The 18,926-nt window shown below is 44.8% G+C and carries 18 protein-coding genes and 3 pseudogenes; 11 read left to right on the top strand and 10 right to left on the bottom strand.

The features are described 5' to 3' along the window. The first annotated feature begins 10 nt into the window (after positions 1-10). Complete coding sequence (locus tag HRE53_RS27720) at positions 11-961, top strand: succinylglutamate desuccinylase/aspartoacylase family protein (protein WP_212661554.1); 951 nt, start codon at positions 11-13, stop codon at positions 959-961. Here HRE53_RS27720 and HRE53_RS27715 read toward each other — a convergent pair. The 4 genes from HRE53_RS27715 to HRE53_RS27705 form a co-directional block, all read right to left on the bottom strand. Next, entirely contained in the window at positions 958-1,437 is a 480-nt protein-coding gene (locus HRE53_RS27715) for a phosphatase PAP2 family protein (RefSeq protein WP_212661555.1), read from the bottom strand. The two genes, HRE53_RS27720 and HRE53_RS27715, sit on opposite strands and share 4 nt — an antisense overlap. An 85-nt stretch (positions 1,438-1,522) precedes the next feature. Continuing rightward, positions 1,523-1,669: a hypothetical protein gene (locus tag HRE53_RS35025; protein ID WP_315876716.1), complete on the bottom strand. Its 147-nt coding sequence runs from the start codon at positions 1,667-1,669 to the stop codon at positions 1,523-1,525. A 44-nt stretch (positions 1,670-1,713) separates the two neighbouring features. Continuing rightward, entirely contained in the window at positions 1,714-2,160 is a 447-nt protein-coding gene (locus tag HRE53_RS27710; protein WP_212661559.1) for a DUF1622 domain-containing protein, read from the bottom strand. Positions 2,161-2,169: 9 nt separating this feature from the next. Further along, positions 2,170-3,681 carry a cation:proton antiporter gene (locus HRE53_RS27705; RefSeq protein WP_235111380.1) on the bottom strand — a complete coding sequence of 504 codons (1,512 nt, stop codon included), beginning with the start codon at positions 3,679-3,681 and terminating at the stop codon, positions 2,170-2,172. 77 nt (positions 3,682-3,758) lie between these two features. On the opposite strand from HRE53_RS27705, the gene HRE53_RS27700 reads away from it, so the two are divergent. Beyond that, positions 3,759-4,633 (top strand): IS630 family transposase gene (locus HRE53_RS27700; RefSeq protein ID WP_235108531.1). Its coding sequence is split into 2 segments (ribosomal slippage): positions 3,759-4,088 and positions 4,091-4,633, totalling 873 coding nucleotides; the frame shifts between segments, so codons are not numbered across the junction. Positions 4,634-4,643: 10 nt separating this feature from the next. Here HRE53_RS27700 and HRE53_RS27695 read toward each other — a convergent pair. From HRE53_RS27695 to HRE53_RS27685, 3 genes and pseudogenes are all read right to left on the bottom strand, one after another. Beyond that, positions 4,644-5,252, bottom strand: a pseudogene (locus HRE53_RS27695) (cation:proton antiporter); the annotation flags it as partial. A gap of 94 nt (positions 5,253-5,346) precedes the next feature. Continuing rightward, complete coding sequence (locus HRE53_RS27690; protein WP_212661562.1) at positions 5,347-6,345, bottom strand: RNA polymerase sigma factor, RpoD/SigA family; 999 nt, start codon at positions 6,343-6,345, stop codon at positions 5,347-5,349. Between the two features lie 136 nt (positions 6,346-6,481). Continuing rightward, positions 6,482-7,615, bottom strand: coding sequence for a HAMP domain-containing sensor histidine kinase (locus HRE53_RS27685; protein ID WP_212661563.1), 1,134 nt, complete (start codon positions 7,613-7,615; stop codon positions 6,482-6,484). A 108-nt stretch (positions 7,616-7,723) separates the two neighbouring features. Here HRE53_RS27685 and HRE53_RS27680 point away from each other — a divergent pair, with 108 nt between their 5' ends. After that, entirely contained in the window at positions 7,724-9,211 is a 1,488-nt protein-coding gene (locus tag HRE53_RS27680; protein WP_212661630.1) for an ATPase domain-containing protein, read from the top strand. Here the strand turns inward: HRE53_RS27680 and HRE53_RS27675 are convergent, their stop codons facing one another. Beyond that, on the bottom strand, positions 9,212-10,318 hold the full coding sequence (locus tag HRE53_RS27675; RefSeq protein ID WP_212661564.1) for a cell wall metabolism sensor histidine kinase WalK: 1,107 nt from the start codon (positions 10,316-10,318) through the stop codon (positions 9,212-9,214). Between the two features lie 136 nt (positions 10,319-10,454). Between HRE53_RS27675 and HRE53_RS27670 the strand changes: the two genes are divergently transcribed. After that, complete coding sequence (locus HRE53_RS27670; RefSeq protein ID WP_212661565.1) at positions 10,455-11,198, top strand: response regulator transcription factor; 744 nt, start codon at positions 10,455-10,457, stop codon at positions 11,196-11,198. A 250-nt stretch (positions 11,199-11,448) separates the two neighbouring features. Here HRE53_RS27670 and HRE53_RS34655 read toward each other — a convergent pair whose 3' ends face one another. Next, the gene (locus HRE53_RS34655; RefSeq protein ID WP_255801505.1) at positions 11,449-11,574 is read right to left on the bottom strand and encodes a hypothetical protein; all 126 of its coding nucleotides are present in this window, start codon (positions 11,572-11,574) and stop codon (positions 11,449-11,451) included. 94 nt (positions 11,575-11,668) lie between these two features. Between HRE53_RS34655 and HRE53_RS34650 the strand changes: the two genes are divergently transcribed. The 4 genes and pseudogenes from HRE53_RS34650 to groL form a co-directional block, all read left to right on the top strand. Further along, positions 11,669-11,992 carry a transposase gene (locus HRE53_RS34650; protein ID WP_255801504.1) on the top strand — a complete coding sequence of 108 codons (324 nt, stop codon included), beginning with the start codon at positions 11,669-11,671 and terminating at the stop codon, positions 11,990-11,992. Positions 11,993-12,008: 16 nt separating this feature from the next. Then, positions 12,009-12,953: pseudogene (locus tag HRE53_RS27665) on the top strand (transposase); the annotation flags it as partial. 420 nt (positions 12,954-13,373) lie between these two features. Next, on the top strand, positions 13,374-13,898 hold the full coding sequence (locus HRE53_RS27660) for a tetratricopeptide repeat protein (protein WP_212661566.1): 525 nt from the start codon (positions 13,374-13,376) through the stop codon (positions 13,896-13,898). A gap of 492 nt (positions 13,899-14,390) precedes the next feature. Beyond that, a pseudogene (gene groL / locus HRE53_RS27655) lies at positions 14,391-15,912 on the top strand (chaperonin GroEL); the annotation flags it as partial. A 56-nt stretch (positions 15,913-15,968) separates the two neighbouring features. On the opposite strand, the gene HRE53_RS27650 reads toward groL, so the two are convergent. Continuing rightward, positions 15,969-16,451, bottom strand: a complete 483-nt coding sequence (locus HRE53_RS27650) for a double zinc ribbon domain-containing protein (RefSeq protein WP_235111745.1) — start codon at positions 16,449-16,451, stop codon at positions 15,969-15,971. 81 nt (positions 16,452-16,532) lie between these two features. On the opposite strand from HRE53_RS27650, the gene HRE53_RS27645 reads away from it, so the two are divergent. Genes HRE53_RS27645 through HRE53_RS27635 form a run of 3 tightly spaced genes read left to right on the top strand, consistent with a single transcriptional unit; the run spans position 16,533 to position 18,812 of the window. Next, positions 16,533-16,703, top strand: coding sequence for a hypothetical protein (locus HRE53_RS27645; RefSeq protein ID WP_235111752.1), 171 nt, complete (start codon positions 16,533-16,535; stop codon positions 16,701-16,703). 40 nt (positions 16,704-16,743) lie between these two features. Continuing rightward, positions 16,744-18,027 (top strand): IS256 family transposase, encoded by a 1,284-nt coding sequence (locus HRE53_RS27640; protein ID WP_235111375.1) that lies wholly within the window; start codon positions 16,744-16,746, stop codon positions 18,025-18,027. Further along, entirely contained in the window at positions 18,024-18,812 is a 789-nt protein-coding gene (locus tag HRE53_RS27635; RefSeq protein WP_235111744.1) for a tyrosine-type recombinase/integrase, read from the top strand. The genes HRE53_RS27640 and HRE53_RS27635 overlap by 4 nt, the downstream gene beginning before the upstream one ends. Positions 18,813-18,926 lie beyond the last annotated feature (114 nt).

Here is an 18,926-nt window from a genome sequence, read left to right as displayed (position 1 = left end):
ATAAAACTATATGACCCCCATCACCGTCGGTGGTATTACAGTGGCCCCTGGCACTGAGCAACGCATCGAGTTGCCAATCGCTCGCCTTCCCACTCAGACCATGTTGTCCTTACCCGTTCATGCGATCAATGGTCATAGTGATGGTCCACACCTATGGCTCAGTGCAGCAATTCATGGGGATGAACTGAATGGCGTGGAAATTATTCGCCAAGTCTTGGAGCAGGTTAAGCCTAACAAGTTACAGGGAGCCTTGTTAGCTGTCCCCATTGTCAATATATTTGGCTTTATTGAGCAATCCCGGTACCTTCCCGATCGCCGGGATCTCAATCGGTCATTTCCAGGCTCTGCTAAAGGATCATTAGCTGGCCGGATAGCCCACCTATTTATGAAAGAAATAGTAAGCCATTGTAGCCATGGCATTGATCTTCATACTGCATCCAATCATCGGGTTAATTTGCCCCAAATTCGGGCCAATCTAGATGATTCAGAAACTTATCGATGTGCTCAGGCTTTTGGTGCACCTGCCATCATCCACGCCAACACTCGGGATGGGTCTTTACGGCAAGCTGCTGCAAAGCAAGGTATTTCCGTTTTGCTATATGAGTCAGGAGAAGCCCTTCGATTTGACCAAGAGGCTATCAAGGTCGGTGTTGAAGGAGTATTACAGGTGATGACTGCATTGAAAATGATGGACTCTGACTTCAAATCAGATCAGGGCAAAACACCACCAAAAGAGTCCAGAGAGACAAAATGGGTCAGAGCCTCTCAAAGCGGCATTCTACATTTGCAAATAGAATTGGGACAAACAGTTAACAAGCGCCAAAAAATTGGCTACATTGCCGATGCATTAGGTGATACCAATAAAAGGGTTCAGTCTCCCTGTGATGGGATAGTTATTGGTTTTACAAAAAATCCTTTAGTCAATCAAGGAGACGGTATCGTTCATGTTGCCATGCTCTAAGTTTTTTGATATTGAAGTTTCTGCAATTTCAGTATCGTAATACAAACACTAAGCCAAAGAAATCCAATCCCATAGCCACCGGTAATATCCGTGGGCCAATGGACACCTAAGTAGAGCCGACTGAATCCAATCGCACTAATTAAGAGGCTAGCTAGCCCATAGATGGTCACAGTTCTCCTCCTTCTCGAATGAAGGCTGGCTAACAAGTAAGCTAGAAAGCCATAGAAAACTATCGACCCTAGTGCATGGCCACTGGGATAGCTAAAGGTGGTCTCAGTAATCAATTGTGGCCATAGCTGGGGACGGGTTTTGTTGAATACTAGCTTCAGTCCAGTCGCCAAAACAGCACCACCGAAGCAGTTTACAGCAAGGATATAGGCTTCTTGTCGATAGCATCGCCACTCAAAAAGGATAAAACTGATGACTACGAGAGAAACGACAATACTTGGATCTTCTAACCGAGTAATTGCCAACATCACAGAATCCAGTGTGAGATTAGCAAACTGGTGGATTCAGAGCAGTGCGACTTTATCAAATGCAAAGGCTTCCCGCTCTAGGACTTCATTGGAGAGCTTTGCTGTCCCAAACCAGAACCAGCACACAAACTCCAAGCCCCACCGTTCCTAGGGTCATAATCAGACTATTGATCTGAGTATGAAACTTCCGGCCCCAAAGACTGGCTAAATGATGATGTGGTGGTTTAGACATGGGCTAACTACTATTCTCATTTTGGCACTCCCTCCCACAAGGCTTTATTGATCTAACTGAACAATCGGCTGCTGAGAAGAATAGTTGTTAATATTTGCTCCAATAGTGTCATAGTTACCCTCTTTCTTCGCTTGAGGAATGTGGTTAATAGCACGCTCAAGTAATAGATTGAGCAAGGTCCTCAAACCAATAATCAGAATTAACCGTCCAATATCTTCCAACTGTTTGGAGAACATAGTGTTGAGGATTGTAGCCCCGATCAAGAAACTAAGTCCCAAAGAAAAAGCGTATCCCATTTCGAGGCGACTTCTCTGAAATGCGATCGGAGTATGAGGTTGAAGGAGTGAATTCTTTAAGAATATGAATAAGCCCTTGCAAATTCCCACAAAAACTACAAACAGGGCCAATAGCTGGCATAAGCTAATTAGTATCGTATTCAGAAGCAATACTAAAACTGCTAAACCATCGGCAAAAGAATTAACAGATTCCATAGTCATTTGTTATTGACAACTTGCCGATAGTTCTTGGGTGGGATTACTTGTTGCTAAGCGATCATGAAAAATTTTATTTGGTTCGCTCACTAGGATTGTTGACACCTTGAGTCGCTCTAGAAGAGGAGTTGTATGGGTCCCAAGATTTAGACCATTCCCTAAACGACGATATAGCAATCTCAATATCACAAGGTCATAATCTTTCGATATCTGAGCAATAGCTGATATGGGTAATTCAGCTTCCAGTAGTAAAGTTTTTATCCTACATTCTACTGCTGGCAATTGATCAATAAGCCTCTCCATCTGCATTTTGATCCGGGCGCGTTCCTTTTCCGGGGATCGAGGGCTACAAATATGCAACAGTGTAATTTGGCCTTGGTTTGCCGATGCCAATATCTGCGCAAACCGCAGAGTTCTAAGAATGACAGGGTTTGGATCCTTGATGGGCACCAAAATATTTTGCAGATACAAGGGTGAGACTAGCAGCTGAGCAACTACGACTGGGCAATGAGCAGCACACATGACTGCATATTGGATGCTATTGAACCAGCGATCATTTAATCGAGTCCGTTTGCCCATGCCTAAGACAATTAAATTGGCATTTTCTTCCCGACCCACATGGCTAATCGCTTGGGCAACATTGCCGTCAATGCGAAGTTTGGGCTGCATATGTGCCCCAATGGATTTATTGAAACTTACAGCGGCAGTTAGTCGATGCTGACAGTATGACAAAGCCTTCTCTAGCTGAGGCGCATTCATCTGAGGTTGTGCTAATGCGATGGCTAAGGGAATGATTCGGCCATTTTCATAGCAGGAGATCAATGCTGCCAACTCAATTAAAAATTGTTCAGTTTTTGGGTTGTATACAGGAACCACAACTGAGAAGAGTTCGGGACTATTGCTGGGAAGTGGCAACCAATCAAAGGAAAGGTTCGGGTCAAAGGTCTTTTGTACTGCTAACTGGCGAGCAAACCGAGAAGTCACCAGCGGTCCTAAGATCGACGTGAGCAGCATCATGAGAATGACGCTGTTAAACACCTGAATATTGATGATATTGGCTTCGTAGCTCACCAACGCTGCAGCCAAAGTTGCAGCCACTTGAGGAATGGACAGTGACCACATGGCCCAAAACTGAGGCCAGCTATAACTAAAAAGATATTTGGTACAGAGGGATGCCAACATTTTAGTCGTGAGCAAAGTGCTTACAACTACCAACGGCAACTGTATCGAGGCAAAAATACTGCTGAAGGCTTTCAGGTCTAACAATAACCCCATGTTGATGAAAAACATGGGAATAAAGAGGACACTACCCAAAAATTCTGTTTTTTCTTTAACGGGGCCATCTCCAATGATGCTGTTAATGGCTAGCCCAGCTAGAAAGGCCCCAATAATATTTTCTACTCCAATCAATTGGGCTACTACAGCACTCAAAAAGACCGAGAGCATGACAAATAAGAACTGATTACCTTCATCCTTACCTGTCTTATAAAAAAAGAATCTCCCAAATCGTTTGAGTCCCACTAGAATTGCAAAGGTATAGCAAGCGCCATTTTATTCAGGACATAATAAACTAGAGATACTGTTATGTCTTTCAATGGATGCCTAAAATCTACAGCTACGATTTACGTTGCAAAGTGATCGATGCTATTGAACTTGATGGCATGCCTCCCTCAGAAGCGAGTGACACCTTTCATATCAGTCGTAACACCATTAATCTATGGCAACGTCTCAAAGCAGAAACAGGTGATCTTCATCCCATCCCTAGACAACACCTTGGCCATAGCCACAAAATCACAGACTGGGACAAGTTTCGAGCTTTTGCTCAAGAACATCGCTATAAAACCCAAGCTCAGATGGCCGAGTTGTGGGAGGGGAAAATCAGTGAGCGTACTATTTCAAGAGCGCTGAAGAATATTGGATTTACCCGAAAAAAAAGACCTATGGCTACCGCCAACGCGATGAGCACAAACGGGCTGAGTTCGTCCAAAAGTTAACAACAGTAGACCCAGACGATATCGTCTATGCTGACGAGTCAGGGATGGACAATCGAGATGAGTATGACTATGGCTATGGTCCCAAAGGTGAGCGGGTCTATGCTTTAAAGTCTGGTAGCAGAAGTGGACGAGTCAATATGATTGCAGCTTTGAGAGGAAAGCAGCTCATGGCCCCGTTCACGATTGAAGGGGCTTGCAATCGCACCGTATTTGAAATTTGGCTTGAGACTTGTTTGATACCGATGCTCAAACCGGGGCAGAAGTTAGTCATTGATAATGCCACCTTCCATAAGGGAGGGCGAATTGAGCAACTGGTAGAAGCCGCAGGATGTGAAGTGTGGTACTTGCCACCCTATTCTCCTGATTTGAATAAGATTGAACGGTCGTGGGCTTGGATTAAAAGTCGAATTAGACACCAATTAGAGCACTTCGGTTCACTTAGAGAAGCAATGGAACATGTGTTGTACCTAGCGTCCTAATTAGAGTGGCGACTGCTATATATAACGTCAACGCTCCTAAGAGGGTTAACAGTTTTATCGCTGTAAAGTTTCCCTGGTTGATGCCTAGGCAAATCGCTAGTACCAAAAGCGACCCAATATCCGTAAAAATAGTAGCCCCCACAGTTATTGTGATAGCTTCATCTCCGACTACCCCAAATTTCTGAATAATGGGATATGCCAGCAGAGTATGTGATGCCAAAAGCGACCCAATCAGAACGGCTGCTAGCCAGCCAAGTTGAAACAGTAGACCCACTGCAATACCACCTATCATTGGGATTGCAAAGGTCAGAAATCCAAAACTAAGAGAACGATTACGGGTCTTATGAAACTGAGCCAAATCAATCTCTAGGCCAGCGACGAACATGAGATAGATTTTGCCGATTTCTGACAGCAACTTCATAGTTTCAGTATCAGACCGCAACCAACCCAGACCACTTCCACCAAAAATTATCCCGGCAAAGAGTAACCCTACTAAACCAGGGAGTTTCAATCGTTCAAAAATAGGTGGCGTAATTAAGACAATTCCTAGCAGTAGGACAAACGTAGCTATAGGACTGCGTAGGGTTTGATCTGCAGACTCTACAAGTAACAAATACATAGAAAGTCTTTCCTAAAGAGTCAGATTCTCACCAAGTTTCAACTCAGATTGGCTATTGGAGGCTACTGAGTCAAGATCCTTGATTTTTTGCTACTCAGCCAGCGAGAAAGTCTTGCATACTCTCTTTATGCTTCTGTAAATTTTTAATCGCTTGCTTCTGTATCTGGCGTACTCGCTCTCGACTAACACCCATCTGACGACTGATGGCTGCGAGTGTATGTCCCTGCCCATCAATCAATCCATATCGAAGGATTACCACCTCACGCTGTTGGTTTGGGAGTGAATCTAATAATTGATTGATTGATTGATGAAACAATTTCTGTGTTACAAATTGCTCAGGTAATGGTTCCTCAGATTCTATAAAATCACCCACTGTCTGTTCCTGATCATCACCCACTTTGTGATCGAGAGAAAGCGTATGTTGAGCAAGACGTAGGGACTCTATAACCTGCTCGGGAGAAATAGATAACTCTTTCCCAATTTCTGACATTGTTGGGCTTCGTCCTAAAGATTGTGAAAGTTCTCGCTGAGCACGCTTGATCTTATTGAGCCTTTCAGTACAGTGGACGGGGAGTCGGACAGTACGACCTTGTTCTGCTATCGCACGAGTAATCCCTTGCCTAATCCACCAGTAGGCATAGGTAGAGAAACGATACCCCCGCTGAGGATCAAACTTTTCAACAGCTTTTGCCAGCCCCAAAGTACCCTCTTGTATGAGATCGAGAAACTCCAAATTACGATCTTTGTATTTTTTAGCTATGACAACCACCAGGCGTAAGTTGGCTGCAATCATTCTTTGTTTAGCCTTTTGGCCCTGTTCAAGTTGTTCCAATAGAGAAGCTACCACACACTGAGCTTCCTCAGCCCAAGCTTGCAGAGAAAGCTCACCCCCATCTCGCTGAATCAACTGTTCTTTGAAAACTTGTAACGTCACCATGGCCTGGACTTGCTTACTCAATTGCAACTCTTGGGCAGGAGTGAGTAGAGGAACCCGCCCTATATCACGCAAATAAAGACGAACATTATCCGTAACAACTTTTTGTTGTCTAGAAGGAGATTGATGCGGTCTGAGACGCTTGATGGTATTGGTCATGAAGGTTTTCTCTCTATAGACTGAAATAGAAATAGAGTAGGTGATTTTTATGGTGTTGTATTCACGCAATTACTCTATTTAATTCCAAATTCTGTGAGATGAGATCCACCGCATGTCTAAAATGATTAGGTTCAACTCATCCATTTGGACTAGTCCGCATGGGTAGTCGAACAGTCACATTCGTCCCTTGATCCACTGAACTGCTAACTTCGATGTGTCCGTTGTGAAGTTCCACACATTGTTGGACAATTGCAAGTCCTAGTCCGCTCCCCGGCAATCGTCCAACATTTGCTGCTCGATAAAATGGTTCAAATAAATGTTCTTGATCGTCCGAGGGAATCCCGATTCCAGAATCCTGGATTTGAAATTCAATTTGGTTTTCAATGTAGGCAAGTCCTAACTGGACTTCCCCACCATCAGGAGAGTATTTAATTGCATTCGCCAGCAAGTTCCCGAGAATGTAGCGTAATAATTTTTGATCCACAAAAAGAGGTTGTGCTGGATAGCAGGCATTTTTCACCTCAAACTGTAAGCGGCAAGGCTGAGTCGAGCTATATCTCACTTCTTCAATCAAGCGACGGCAGAATTCCTCTAAGTCCAGAGCCTCGGGTTCAAAGGTGAGCTTACCTACTCCAACTCGCCCCATCACTAACACATCATCCACTAGTGAAGTTAGACGCTTAAGAGAGTCTCGTATATGTTGGAAGAAATCTTGCTTCTTCTCTGTTGAGAGAGTGTTACCCCGACCTTCCAATAGCTGGATATATCCAGAAATAGCTCCTAAGGGATTACGAAATTCATGAGAAACCATAGAAACAAACTGAGACTTGAGCCGATTCATTTCTTGTAAATCTTCATTCGCCTGCTGTAATTTAGAATTAGCCTGTTGTAGCTCTAAAGAGATCTGGCGAGTCCGTAAAAGCACCTCTACCCTAGCTTGCAATTCAGCCATCTCAATAGGAGCAGTGATAATTTCTTCAATCACCTGCCAATACTGGGGTTTAATCGTGCTCATTTTTCCTTGGCCTACTATCAACAGCACGGGTAAAAGGACAGGTTTTTGGGCTGACCTGCAATCTGTGATGGACTGCCAAAGCTGTTCAAGCATTTGACCATCAATAATACATAAATCAAATGGTGTTTGAAGTAATTCCTGGGTCGAGTTTTTTTGCTCAGATTCTTCAGAGATAACCTCATGGTACTCAGACAACTTGCCTGTGATAAACGCACTGTTTGCAGATCTAGCAAATAATAATAAGATTCGAGCCATTTATTTATTGAGTATGAGTCCTAGACGTTCTAAACGCGATCATGGGTCTTTCAATCGTTATACTGCTCTAGTGCCATCATCTCGCAAATACACATTTTGGTTAGTAATGTGGGCAAAAACCCTAAAAAGACTAAGACCAATAAAGTTCGGATATCAACAGGAATATCTGGCCTTGATGAAATCCTTCAAGGGGGACTCATTGCTAATCGAGCTTACTTAGTACGAGGAGGGCCAGGAACAGGCAAAACTACCTTAGGGCTTCATTACTTAACTACTCAATTGCCTAAGGGGAAATCGTCCCTGCTCATCTGCTTTGGTGAACCAGGCAACCAAATTCTAGAATCTGGATCTGACATGGAGTTAGATCTAGATTGTCTGCACTGTCTTGATTTAAGTCCTGACTCAGCTTTTTTCACTGAGTCACAAACCTACGATTTTTTTAGCCCTGCTGAGGTAGAGAAAGATCCCATTACTCAGAAAATCGTGGATCAAGTGACTAAGCTAAACCCGGATCGAATCTTTGTAGATTCGATGACGCAATTTCGCTACATCACTGCAGATGCATTTCAGTTTCGCAAGCAGGTATTGGCGTTTATCCGCTTTATTCTTGGCCAAGGTGCAACGGTTGTTTTCACATCGGAAAGCAGTCCAGAAGAGCCCGACTATGATCTACAGTTCATGAGTGATGGGGTGATTAATCTGGAACTTACGCCCACACGGCGTACCGTGAGTATTTCAAAGTTCCGTAACTCAGGGTTTCAGCCAGGACAACATTCTCTACGATTAGGTCCCCAAGGCATGATTGTTTTTCCCAAATTATTACCTGAAGCTTACAAACGTAATTTTCAACCTGAACCATTACCATCTGGCATCCCTAGTCTCGACAAAATGCTAAAAGGGGGCATTGAAAGAGGAATGGTGACGCTATTTAGAGGAGCGAGTGGGGTAGGCAAAACCACCATTGGTCTTCAGTTCATGAAGGAAGCGGCAAGTCGTATGGAGCGTTCAGTCGTATTTACCTTCGAAGAAGATGTAGAAGTCATCTTACGACGTTCGGAGAATCTGAAAATTCCGGCACGGGTGATGACAGAGCAAGGCTCATTAGCCATTGTTAAAATCGAACCCTTGCAATATACCCCTGACGAGTTCTCTAGTATTGTTCGCCATGAGGTTGAGGAAAATAATGTCCGTATTGTCATGCTTGATAGTATCTCTGGCTATAACCTTTCCATGCAAGGAGAAGATTTTCTATCCCACCTTCATGCGTTATGTAAGTATCTGGCAAATATGGGGGTTGCGGTGATTCTTATCAATGAAACAGCATTATTAGATGAAGATGACAAGGCTACGGATGATAGTTTTACTTATCTAGCTGACAATCTAATTTTGTTGAGATATATTGATCGCCATGAAGATGGCAAGGTTGAGCTACGAAAGAGCATCGGTGTGATCAAAAAGCGGTTGAGCGATTTTGAGAAAACTTTAAGAGAGCTGAAAATAACGCGGTACGGTGTGGAAGTGGGTCCACCCCTGACTGGACTTCAAGGGATTTTGGATGGCGATGTTATCAAGTCTGAAGATGACGATGATGATTGATCAAGTAGGTATGCGGACCTTAAAACTACTGCCTTTCCCTACTTGTGACTTTACTTCAACCATACCTTGGTGGGCCTCGATGATTTGGCGGACTAGGTTCAGCCCTAAACCATTACCAGAGCAGCGGTGATTGCCTTGGAATTCTCGCTCAAACACGATGGGCTGCTCCTCATCTGAAATTCCACACCCAGTATCATCAACCTTAATTGTTAGATAATTACTTTGCCTATCAAGTTGAATCTGGATGGAACCATTATCTGTAAATTTAATCGCATTACCCACGAGATTCGTAATGACTCTTCTCAACTCCAACCGAGCACCGGACAGTTGGAAATCATGTATTGAATTGGAATTAGACTTCACTACTATTGTTAGTTCAAGTTCCTTCTCCTCAGCTAACGGCCTGAGTTCTTCAATCACTGACTCCGCTAGTTGTTTTACATCGAAAGTCGTATAGGGTAGTGCTTTTTGACCTGCTTCATATTTATAAATTTCAAGTAATGTATTGGTCATTTGCAGCAGATCATGGTTGCTATCTTTCATAGTGGCGATCACTGTTTGGCACTGATCAGGGATTGCCCCATACTTACCTCGCTCTAGTAATACAAACATCCGATCTGCTGCAACGAGAGGAATTCGTAAATCATGGGTGAGGCGATAGACAAATTCTTCCCGCATGACCGTCATTTGTTCCCGTTCGTCAATACTATGCTTTAGGCGCAATAGAGAACGGACGCGAGCTAACAACTCCGTAACCTCAACAGGTTTTCTGATGAAATCATCGGCCCCAGCATCAAGTCCCTCTACTACATCCGATTGTTCTTGGGCCGTAATCAGCAATATCGGGATGAAAGGCAACTCTTTTTGCTTACGAATGTGCCGGGTTAACTCTATTCCATCCATACCTGGCATCATCACATCCGATAGTACTAAATGTGGAACTGATATTTGAACTTGTTCGAGAGCAACTTTCCCATTCTCGGCTAAGCTGACCTGGTACCCTTCCGTCTCTAGAACGGCTTGAATAAAGCAGAGGTTTTCATAAGCATCATCAACAACTAAGATCTGGTCTTGTTGATCAACTGGAAAAGTGTAGTCGATATTCATAGAGGGACCTCAGAAACCTATAATCATTATTCTGTAAGGGATGTGGCATACTAAATTGAAGTTCCACTAGTTTATCCGACAACCTTCGGTATCCGCGTCAGCCTATTGGACTAAGCCCTATAGACATGATTGGTCTATGAATATCATCCGCATCGTAATTGTTGAAGACCATACCCTTACCCGCATGGGATTATTGGGGGCGTTAGAGGAGCAAGACAATTTTGAAGTTGTTGGAGAAGCAGCCACAGGTAATGATGGATTAGGGCTTCTGAAAGACCTTCAGCCTGATGTTGCGATAATCGATATTGGGTTGCCTGATTTTGATGGTATTGAGCTAGTCCAACAGTTCAGAAAACTGCAGTCGGATAGTAATGACACAGCAACCAAAATTCTCATTTTGACAATGCATCATCAGGAAGTTGAAGTCCTCGCAGCGTTTGCGGCGGGTGCGGATTCCTACTGTGTCAAAGATACTGATATTGAGCTATTGGTTGAGGCTGTGAATACAACAGCTGAAGGGCATTCTTGGATTGATCCTGCGATCGCAAGTATTGTGCTTGAACAGGCTCGCAAAGGTCAATTGGAAAATACAGCAACTGCTACCAGTGATAAAGGTGGAGTGGGTGAGGGGGAAGCTGTAACCATTCAGGGTATAGATCCTGAACAAGCTCAGCTATTGCAAGCTTCTCCCTTAACAGAACGAGAGTTAGAAGTTCTAGAGCTAATTGTAGGTGGCCATAGCAATACTGAGATCGCAGAGTCACTATTTTTGAGTATGGGAACGGTGAAAACTCACGTTCGGAACATCTTAAGCAAGCTTTGCGCGAGTGATCGGACGGAGGCAGCGGTCAGAGCCCTAAGATCTGGCTTGGTCAAATAGCCTCTAAGGAAATTAAGTATTAACTGGGGTCAGACGGAAGCGGTGGCAGCCTAAGCATTGAGCTTTTTGTAACATCTGCTCTGCTTGGTCCAACATCCCCTGACTGTTGGCTGAGGCATGTGGCTGGGTAATTTAATTACTCCCCCGATTTTGAGTGACACTGAAATCTCTGATCCATTGTTAAGACGGACTGGTTCGTCAAATCTAGTGCAGAGATCGCTACCATATTCAACGGCTGTATCCCTAGTGGTCATAAGTCGGTGTAAAGATCGGTACGTTGGATGGATTCTCGAAACAACTCTCGCTTAATTTGCTGGCCAGCAGTCTCAATGTGAGCTTCCAAAAGCTGGGGGAGATCACCATCCTGATTGGGCATTTTGTAACGGACTTCTAGTTAGTGTCCCGATTTATTCGCCATGAGCTGAGATAGCTGAAATGCTTTGGTAATAGATAATTCAGAGCATTCCTTGATGAACATTGCCCAACGCGAGCAGCAGATTATCCGTATTCAGTCTCAAAGTTCCTATGCCTCTATTAACAAAGCCCTAGAAGCAACCCTTCGCCTTGAAGCAAACCGAGTCACCCAGAACGCAGTAGAGTCAGCACTAGACGAAGAAGTTCAAGCTTATCTATCAGAGGTTCAAGGGGATCGACCTCGACGTTCAGGCTACTATCAACGGGTCCTCGATACTCAATACGGCCGTATTGCTCAGCTGTCTGTCCCTAAGCTACGGAAAGGGAATGCAGACCGAGAGTGGCAGATTTTAGAACGTTACCAACGAGTCTCTCGGTAGTCTCCTCGATTTTTGCCTCGGCTTGTACGTCATGGGGTTATCGCTTCGGGATCTGCAAGAAGCTCTCTATGAGATTCTAGGAGCAGTCTTATCCGTTAATGCCATTAACCGAATTACGCTAAAAGCTCAGAAGCAAATGTTTCAAAGCCGTCAGACTCGTCTTGAGGAAACCCCTCCTATTCTGATTGTCGATGGTGTTTGGGCTAGTGTTCAGTGTTCCTCAGAAGACTTTTGGGAAGACCAAGCTGGGCATATCCGGAAACTACGTCATGCGGAAGACCGAGTCATTCTAGTCGCTATGGCAGTGTGGCCCGATGGCACCCAAACGGTGCTTCATTATGAAATGGCGCCGCAAGAATCGGAGGCAGCTTGGTTACTGTTCTTTGCGCATCTGTGGCAACGGGGATTGCAACCCTATTCGGTGAAATTGATTGTCAGTGATGGCACGACTGGGTTGCCTAAGGTGATTCGTGCTCTGTTTCCCCTCGCACAACATCAGCGATGCATTACTCATAAGGTTCGAGCGATGCTCCGGCATTTGGGATATGAGCAATTGCCACACCTGGATGCTCAAGGACAAGAACTGTCCCACTCTGAAGCCAAGAAGCTGCGATATTCACAAATTAAACACGATGCCTATGCTATCTATAAAGCGCCAGACTGGGAAGAAGCGATTGTGATGTTGCTCGTGTTTGCACAGAAATGGACAGACCTTGAACCCGATGCGGTCAGAACCTTTATCAAAGATTTTGCCCTGACCTTGAGTTTCTATGATTTTGATGAATCCCTTCATTCGCTGATTCGTACTTCCAATGCCCTAGAAAGGCTGTTCCGGGAATTCCGAACCAAAGCTGATGAAATTGGTGCTTTCCCCAATGAGGAGAGCTGTTTAGCGATTTTCTTCCTCGTCTCACGCAGGGATCATGCCAAGCATGATCGCTTCAAAAACCATGGCGAATAAATCGGGACACTAACGACTTCTATGGTTGCTCTCACCGTGAGTACGCCATTATGAATCTCAACGGCTTGAGTGTCGAACTGGGTCTCGGGGTTTTCACTTCCCATTACCTGTATCCTGCTGCCAGTGCAGAGCAACGCTAACACGAAGCTCCTAATTTATCGTTCGCTTGAGATAGGCCAATCTTTACACCAACTTATGACCACTAGGGACTGCTCACCACGAGCTAGATGTAGGTAATGACATACCCCAAGATCAACCGATCGGACTAGTCCAAAAGGAGGATGGGGATGTAAAAAAATTCATCCTCTCTGCTGATGGTGAGTTTAAGTAATTTTGCTTCAATGAAGATACGGTTTCAACAATCTTGTGGGTTGCCAGATTACAGCTTTACTCAAGCCATTTATTATAAGAGATTGAACCATGTTTTCTAGCCGTCCCACTCAATGGATTCTTAGCACTACTTTCCTCGTAAGCAGCCTGGCCCTAGTTGGTTGCCAATCTATTCAGGCTAGACCTAATAGTGATTCTTCTCAAACAAATCCTGCGGCAATCCTTCAGCCTGGGAAAAACCAATCCCAAGATTACCTGATGACAGGGATTCAAAAAGCCTTTACCGAAGACTATGTGGGTGCGATTGAAGCCTATGATCTAGCGATTCAATTAACAACCTCGAATTCGGAAGTTTATTACAATCGTGGTGTTGCGTATTTCTCAATTGGTCAGACTGACAATGCGATCAAGGATTTTAACCGTGCCATCGAACTAACTCCCACTATGGCTGAAGCTTATGGCAATCGCGGTACGATTCGTCTGCTGATGAATGATCGTCAAGGTGCCTTATCTGATTTCCAGACAGCTGCTCAGTTATTTGACGCACAAGAAGATCATACCTCTGCAAACATGATGCGTGGGTTGATTGAGCAAAACAAGACTCAGCCCTTATAGAATTTTGAAACTCCCTTCAGTATTGGCCCACCAGGCGAAATAACATTCATCTCCCTTCTATCTGTAATCACCTTTAGATCATGACTCATACACTCTCTCAGGCAGTAGGGTGTTCCTCATCTACCCCAAAAATCACAAAACTCTCATGGTGGAAATCTGTTAGACCCCTGAGATACCTATCCTATGATTTGGGCATTGACTTGGGTACTTCCAATACTTTGATGCACAGTTCTCATCAAGGAATCGTGTTGTAAGAATCCTCTGTTATTGCGATCAATTCAACAACTTAAATGAAAATATCAGTGCTGAGTGTCTTAGATTATCATTCTCAATATTATTGACTATTGAATGCAGTTTTTCTGACATTGACACGAGGAATTAACTTTTTCAAGAACTGAATTTTTCTAAAATTCTCAATCAAAATTCTGGATACTTCAGTACTAACACTTTTCTGATTTGAACAGTATCCCCAATTATTAGAGGTAAGCCTTAATGGCTAAGTCAATTCTGTATGATATTGATGCTCGTCAGGCCCTAGAGCAAGGAATTAACCTACTTGCTAAGGCTGTTGCGGTGACATTAGGGCCAAGAGGGCGCAATGTCGTTCTAGGGAGTGAATTTGGTGTCCCTCAAATTGTCAATGATGGCATCACCATTGCCAAGGGAATTGAACTGGAGAACCATCTAGCCAATACCGGGGTTTCATTATTACGCCAAGTTGCAGCCAAAACTAATGATATTGCAGGGGATGGCACCACTACAGCAATTGTTTTAAGCCATGCCATGGTCAAAGAAGGGTTGCGGAATGTTGTCGCTGGTGCCAATCCGATCTCAATCCGGCGAGGTATCGACAAAGCCACTCATTTTATCTTGGATCAAATTGTAGAGCATGCTCTGCCAGTGAAAGACTCCACCGCTATCACGCAAGTAGCAACCATTGCAGCAGGAAACGATGAAATCGTTGGTCAAATGATTGCAGAAGCGATGGCCAAGGTGGGTCAGAAAGGGGTAATTACCTTAGAAGAAGGTAAGTCGATGCATACTGAAATCGAAATTACTGAGGGAATGCAGTTTGACAAGGGCTATATCTCACCCTACTTCGTCACAGATGCCGAACGAATGGAGGTCATCCTTGAGGATACCTACATTCTACTAGCAGATAAAAAGATCACGTTGGCCCAAGAGCTACTTCCGATTCTGGAGAAAGTCTCTCAGACGGGCAAACCCTTCTTAATCATTGCAGAAGACATCGAAAAGGCAGCCCTAGCAACACTTGTTCTTAATCGGCTGCGGGGGGTTATCAATGTATCTGCAGTCAAGTCTCCTGGATTCGGAGATCGCCGCAACGATCTATTGGCTGATATGGCAGTGTTAACCGGAGGCCAGGTAATCAGCGAAGATGTAGGTCTGACGCTAGAAAACACTACGTTGGAGATGTTGGGGCAGGCACGACGGGTAACGATCACAAAAGATAATACTACCCTCGTTGCCGAAGGGAATGAGGGTAGTATTGAAGCCCGGTGTGAACAGATTCATCGTCAGATCGAGGAAACAGAAGCAACCTTTGAAAAAGAGAAACTGCAAGAGCGTCTAGCGAAACTCACTGGGGGAGTAGCTGTACTCAAGGTCGGAGCTGCTACAGAAACAGAGATGAAGGATCGTAAGTTGAAATTGGAAGATGCGATTAACGCTACCAAGGCGGCGGTTGAGGAAGGGATTGTACCAGGTGGGGGGGGGGACAACTCTAGCCCATCTCGTACCCCAACTAGAGGAATGGTCTGCTGAGCATTTAGTTGGAGATGAACTCATTGGGGCAATGATTGTAACTCGTTCTCTCTCAGCTCCCCTAAGGCAGATTGTGGAGAATGCGGGTCGAAATGGCTCGGTGATTGCAGAACGTATCAAGGATCTGGCCTTCAATACTGGCTATGACGCTATAGCAGGCGAGTTTGTAGATATGTTTGCAGCGGGGATTGTAGATCCCGCTAGGCCTAAAACGACCGAAGCTGCGATATGGGGCAATTTAGTATGGGTGTACTGGAATGAGTAGCCATTCTGCCGCCATTACCCTCAGCTTTCCTTTTCCACATGAAGTGATTTTGGGGCTTGATAGGCTGTTCCACAGTAGGGACAGAATCGATGCTTAAGAGAAGTAATCTGTTCATCACAACTTACACATCTCTCTCGAAGTTGCGTGCCACAAACATAGCAATATTGAGCACGGCTATGGAGCCAGATGGAATCTGGAGGCGTTCCCGGCTGCCAACACTGAGGGCAAAACCTTATTCCTTGGTTAGGACTGATCAGCGTTCCACGGCAGACCGCATCAAGATAGTCACTCGGAACTTGGAGAGCAGCAGCTAATCCCTGCTTCGTTTTCCGATTTAAAGAACTGGTTTTATTGCGTTCCAGCTTTCCATAACTTTGAGCATGGACCCCTGCCTTTATCGCCACTTCCTTTTGAGACAAACCGAGTGTTGTTCGGAGGCGACAGACATAATCGCCCAAGGATTCTCCAGCTTGTGGAGCTGAACCAGATTCTAAACGCTGTATTGAAGACTTACTCATCAATCGTTCTTTGGAGGTATACTTCATGCGACTATTCAAGCCTTAAGACTTAATAGAAAGATCATCATGTCACAGTCTTTGGCAATGGTTGCAACCGAGTTTTTGGATCGCCCCGGCTTGGCTGCAAGCACAGTCCGCTCCTATGAATTCACCCTAATGCCCTTGCTTAAACAATATGGCCGGTGGCCCATCAAATTATTGTTAGTGTCCCGATTTATTCGCCATGAGCTGAGATAGCTGAAATGCTTTGATAATAGATAATTCAGAGCATTCCTTGATGAACATTGCCCAACGCGAGCAGCAGATTATCCGTATTCAGTCTCAAAGTTCCTATGCCTCTATTAACAAAGCCCTAGAAGCAACCCTTCGCCTTGAAGCAAACCGAGTCACCCAGAACGCAGTAGAGTCAGCACTAGACGAAGAAGTTCAAGCTTATCTATCAGAGGTTCAAGGGGATCGACCTCGACGTTCAGGCTACTATCAACGGGTCCTCGATACTCAATACGGCCGTATTGCTCAGCTGTCTGTCCCTAAGCTACGGAAAGGGAATGCAGACCGAGAGTGGCAGATTTTAGAACGTTACCAACGAGCTCTCGGTAGTCTCCTCGATTTTTGCCTCGGCTTGTACGTCATGGGGTTATCGCTTCGGGATCTGCAAGAAGCTCTCTATGAGATTCTAGGAGCAGTCTTATCCGTTAATGCCATTAACCGAATTACGCTAAAAGCTCAGAAGCAAATGTTTCAAAGCCGTCAGACTCGTCTTGAGGAAACCCCTCCTATTCTGATTGTCGATGGTGTTTGGGCTAGTGTTCAGTGTTCCTCAGAAGACTTTTGGGAAGACCAAGCTGGGCATATCCGGAAACTACGTCATGCGGAAGACCGAGTCATTCTAGTCGCTATGGCAGTGTGGCCCGATGGCACCCAAACGGTGCTTCATTATGAAATGGCGCCGCAAGAATCGGAGGCAGCTTGGTTACTGTTCTTTGCGCATCTGTGGCAACGGGGATTGCAACCCTATTCGGTGAAATTGATTGTCAGTGATGGCACGACTGGGTTGCCTAAGGTGATTCGTGCTCTGTTTCCCCTCGCACAACATCAGCGATGCATTACTCATAAGGTTCGAGCGATGCTCCGGCATTTGGGATATGAGCAATTGCCACACCTGGATGCTCAAGGACAAGAACTGTCCCACTCTGAAGCCAAGAAGCTGCGATATTCACAAATTAAACACGATGCCTATGCTATCTATAAAGCGCCAGACTGGGAAGAAGCGATTGTGATGTTGCTCGTGTTTGCACAGAAATGGACAGACCTTGAGCCCGATGCGGTCAGAACCTTTATCAAAGATTTTGCCCTGACCTTGAGTTTCTATGATTTTGATGAATCACTTCATTCGCTGATTCGTACTTCCAATGCCCTAGAAAGGCTGTTCCGGGAATTCCGAACCAAAGCTGATGAAATTGGTGCTTTCCCCAATGAGGAGAGCTGTTTAGCGATTTTCTTCCTCGTCTCACGCAGGGATCATGCCAAGCATGATCGCTTCAAAAACCATGGCGAATAAATCGGGACACTAACAAATTATTAGACCGGCAGACTCTAGAGGAATACCTCAATTCCTTGACTCACCTATCGTTCAAGACTCACCATCGGCATCAAGCTATCCTACAAGCGCTCCTCAATTTTGCAGTTGAGCAAGGGTACTTGCGGTCTAATCCACTGACCCATATGAAACGGCGTAAGCCAGATCCTGAAAAAGCAGAGCATGACTCAGACCAGATCATTCGATACCTGACCCCAGACCAACTACAGCTGCAATATCAACTGGTCAGCAAAGATGTCCGTACTTCGGCCCTTGTCCGCTTACTCCATCGCACCGGTGCCCGAATTTCTGAACTACTCAGCTTAGATCTCGAAGTGCTAGATCTTGAACAGCGAAAGTTTCAAGTGATTGGCAAAGGCAACCGACAACGGTGGTGTTTTTACAGCGAAGATGCAGCGGAAGTATTGCAGAAATATTTGGCAGGATATCGGCATCCTGGTTCTCCAGCGCTGTTTACAGCACAGCAATACTTGAGTGGTCAGGTGAATCGATTGAGTTACCGGAGTGCCCACCACAATTGGAAACAGCTGATCAAGGGCCATCGCGAAATAGCCGGAATTCGGCTCCATGATCTGCGCCATACGTTTGCCACAGAGAGAGTGGGAATCATTGCCCTAGAGGAGCTAAGGGCCTTGATGGGACATCAGAGTATTCAGACAACCTTACGCTACCAAAAGGTCACCTCTGGGCAAGCACAGAATGCTGCTCAAAGAGCCTTTGACAAACTCTCTAAAACCACCATTTAAGGTGAGTTTAGTCTTCCTTGAGAAATTGTCTTTTTCCATATCTGTACAGGAATAGAGCTAAGAATAGAGAGTATGGACAGTACTCTGCAAGTGCAGACTATGAGTCAATTTAAA

Source organism: Acaryochloris sp. 'Moss Beach', assembly GCF_021497025.1.
Taxonomy (GTDB): domain Bacteria; phylum Cyanobacteriota; class Cyanobacteriia; order Thermosynechococcales; family Thermosynechococcaceae; genus Acaryochloris; species Acaryochloris marina_A.
This window is presented reverse-complemented; position numbering and strand designations above follow the sequence as displayed.

Excerpts from the sequence above, each read along its gene's own strand:
- HRE53_RS27720 (WP_212661554.1), top strand. The coding sequence starts at position 11 with ATGACCCCCATCACCGTCGGTGGTATTACAGTGGCCCCTGGCACTGAG.
- HRE53_RS27715 (WP_212661555.1), bottom strand. The coding sequence starts at position 1,437 with ATGTTGGCAATTACTCGGTTAGAAGATCCAAGTATTGTCGTTTCTCTC.
- HRE53_RS35025 (WP_315876716.1), bottom strand. The coding sequence starts at position 1,669 with ATGTCTAAACCACCACATCATCATTTAGCCAGTCTTTGGGGCCGGAAG.
- HRE53_RS27710 (WP_212661559.1), bottom strand. The coding sequence starts at position 2,160 with ATGGAATCTGTTAATTCTTTTGCCGATGGTTTAGCAGTTTTAGTATTG.
- HRE53_RS27690 (WP_212661562.1), bottom strand. The coding sequence starts at position 6,345 with ATGACCAATACCATCAAGCGTCTCAGACCGCATCAATCTCCTTCTAGA.
- HRE53_RS27685 (WP_212661563.1), bottom strand. The coding sequence starts at position 7,615 with ATGGCTCGAATCTTATTATTATTTGCTAGATCTGCAAACAGTGCGTTT.
- HRE53_RS27675 (WP_212661564.1), bottom strand. The coding sequence starts at position 10,318 with ATGAATATCGACTACACTTTTCCAGTTGATCAACAAGACCAGATCTTA.
- HRE53_RS27670 (WP_212661565.1), top strand. The coding sequence starts at position 10,455 with ATGAATATCATCCGCATCGTAATTGTTGAAGACCATACCCTTACCCGC.
- HRE53_RS34655 (WP_255801505.1), bottom strand. The coding sequence starts at position 11,574 with ATGCCCAATCAGGATGGTGATCTCCCCCAGCTTTTGGAAGCTCACATT.
- HRE53_RS34650 (WP_255801504.1), top strand. The coding sequence starts at position 11,669 with ATGAACATTGCCCAACGCGAGCAGCAGATTATCCGTATTCAGTCTCAA.
- HRE53_RS27660 (WP_212661566.1), top strand. The coding sequence starts at position 13,374 with ATGTTTTCTAGCCGTCCCACTCAATGGATTCTTAGCACTACTTTCCTC.
- HRE53_RS27645 (WP_235111752.1), top strand. The coding sequence starts at position 16,533 with ATGTCACAGTCTTTGGCAATGGTTGCAACCGAGTTTTTGGATCGCCCC.
- HRE53_RS27640 (WP_235111375.1), top strand. The coding sequence starts at position 16,744 with ATGAACATTGCCCAACGCGAGCAGCAGATTATCCGTATTCAGTCTCAA.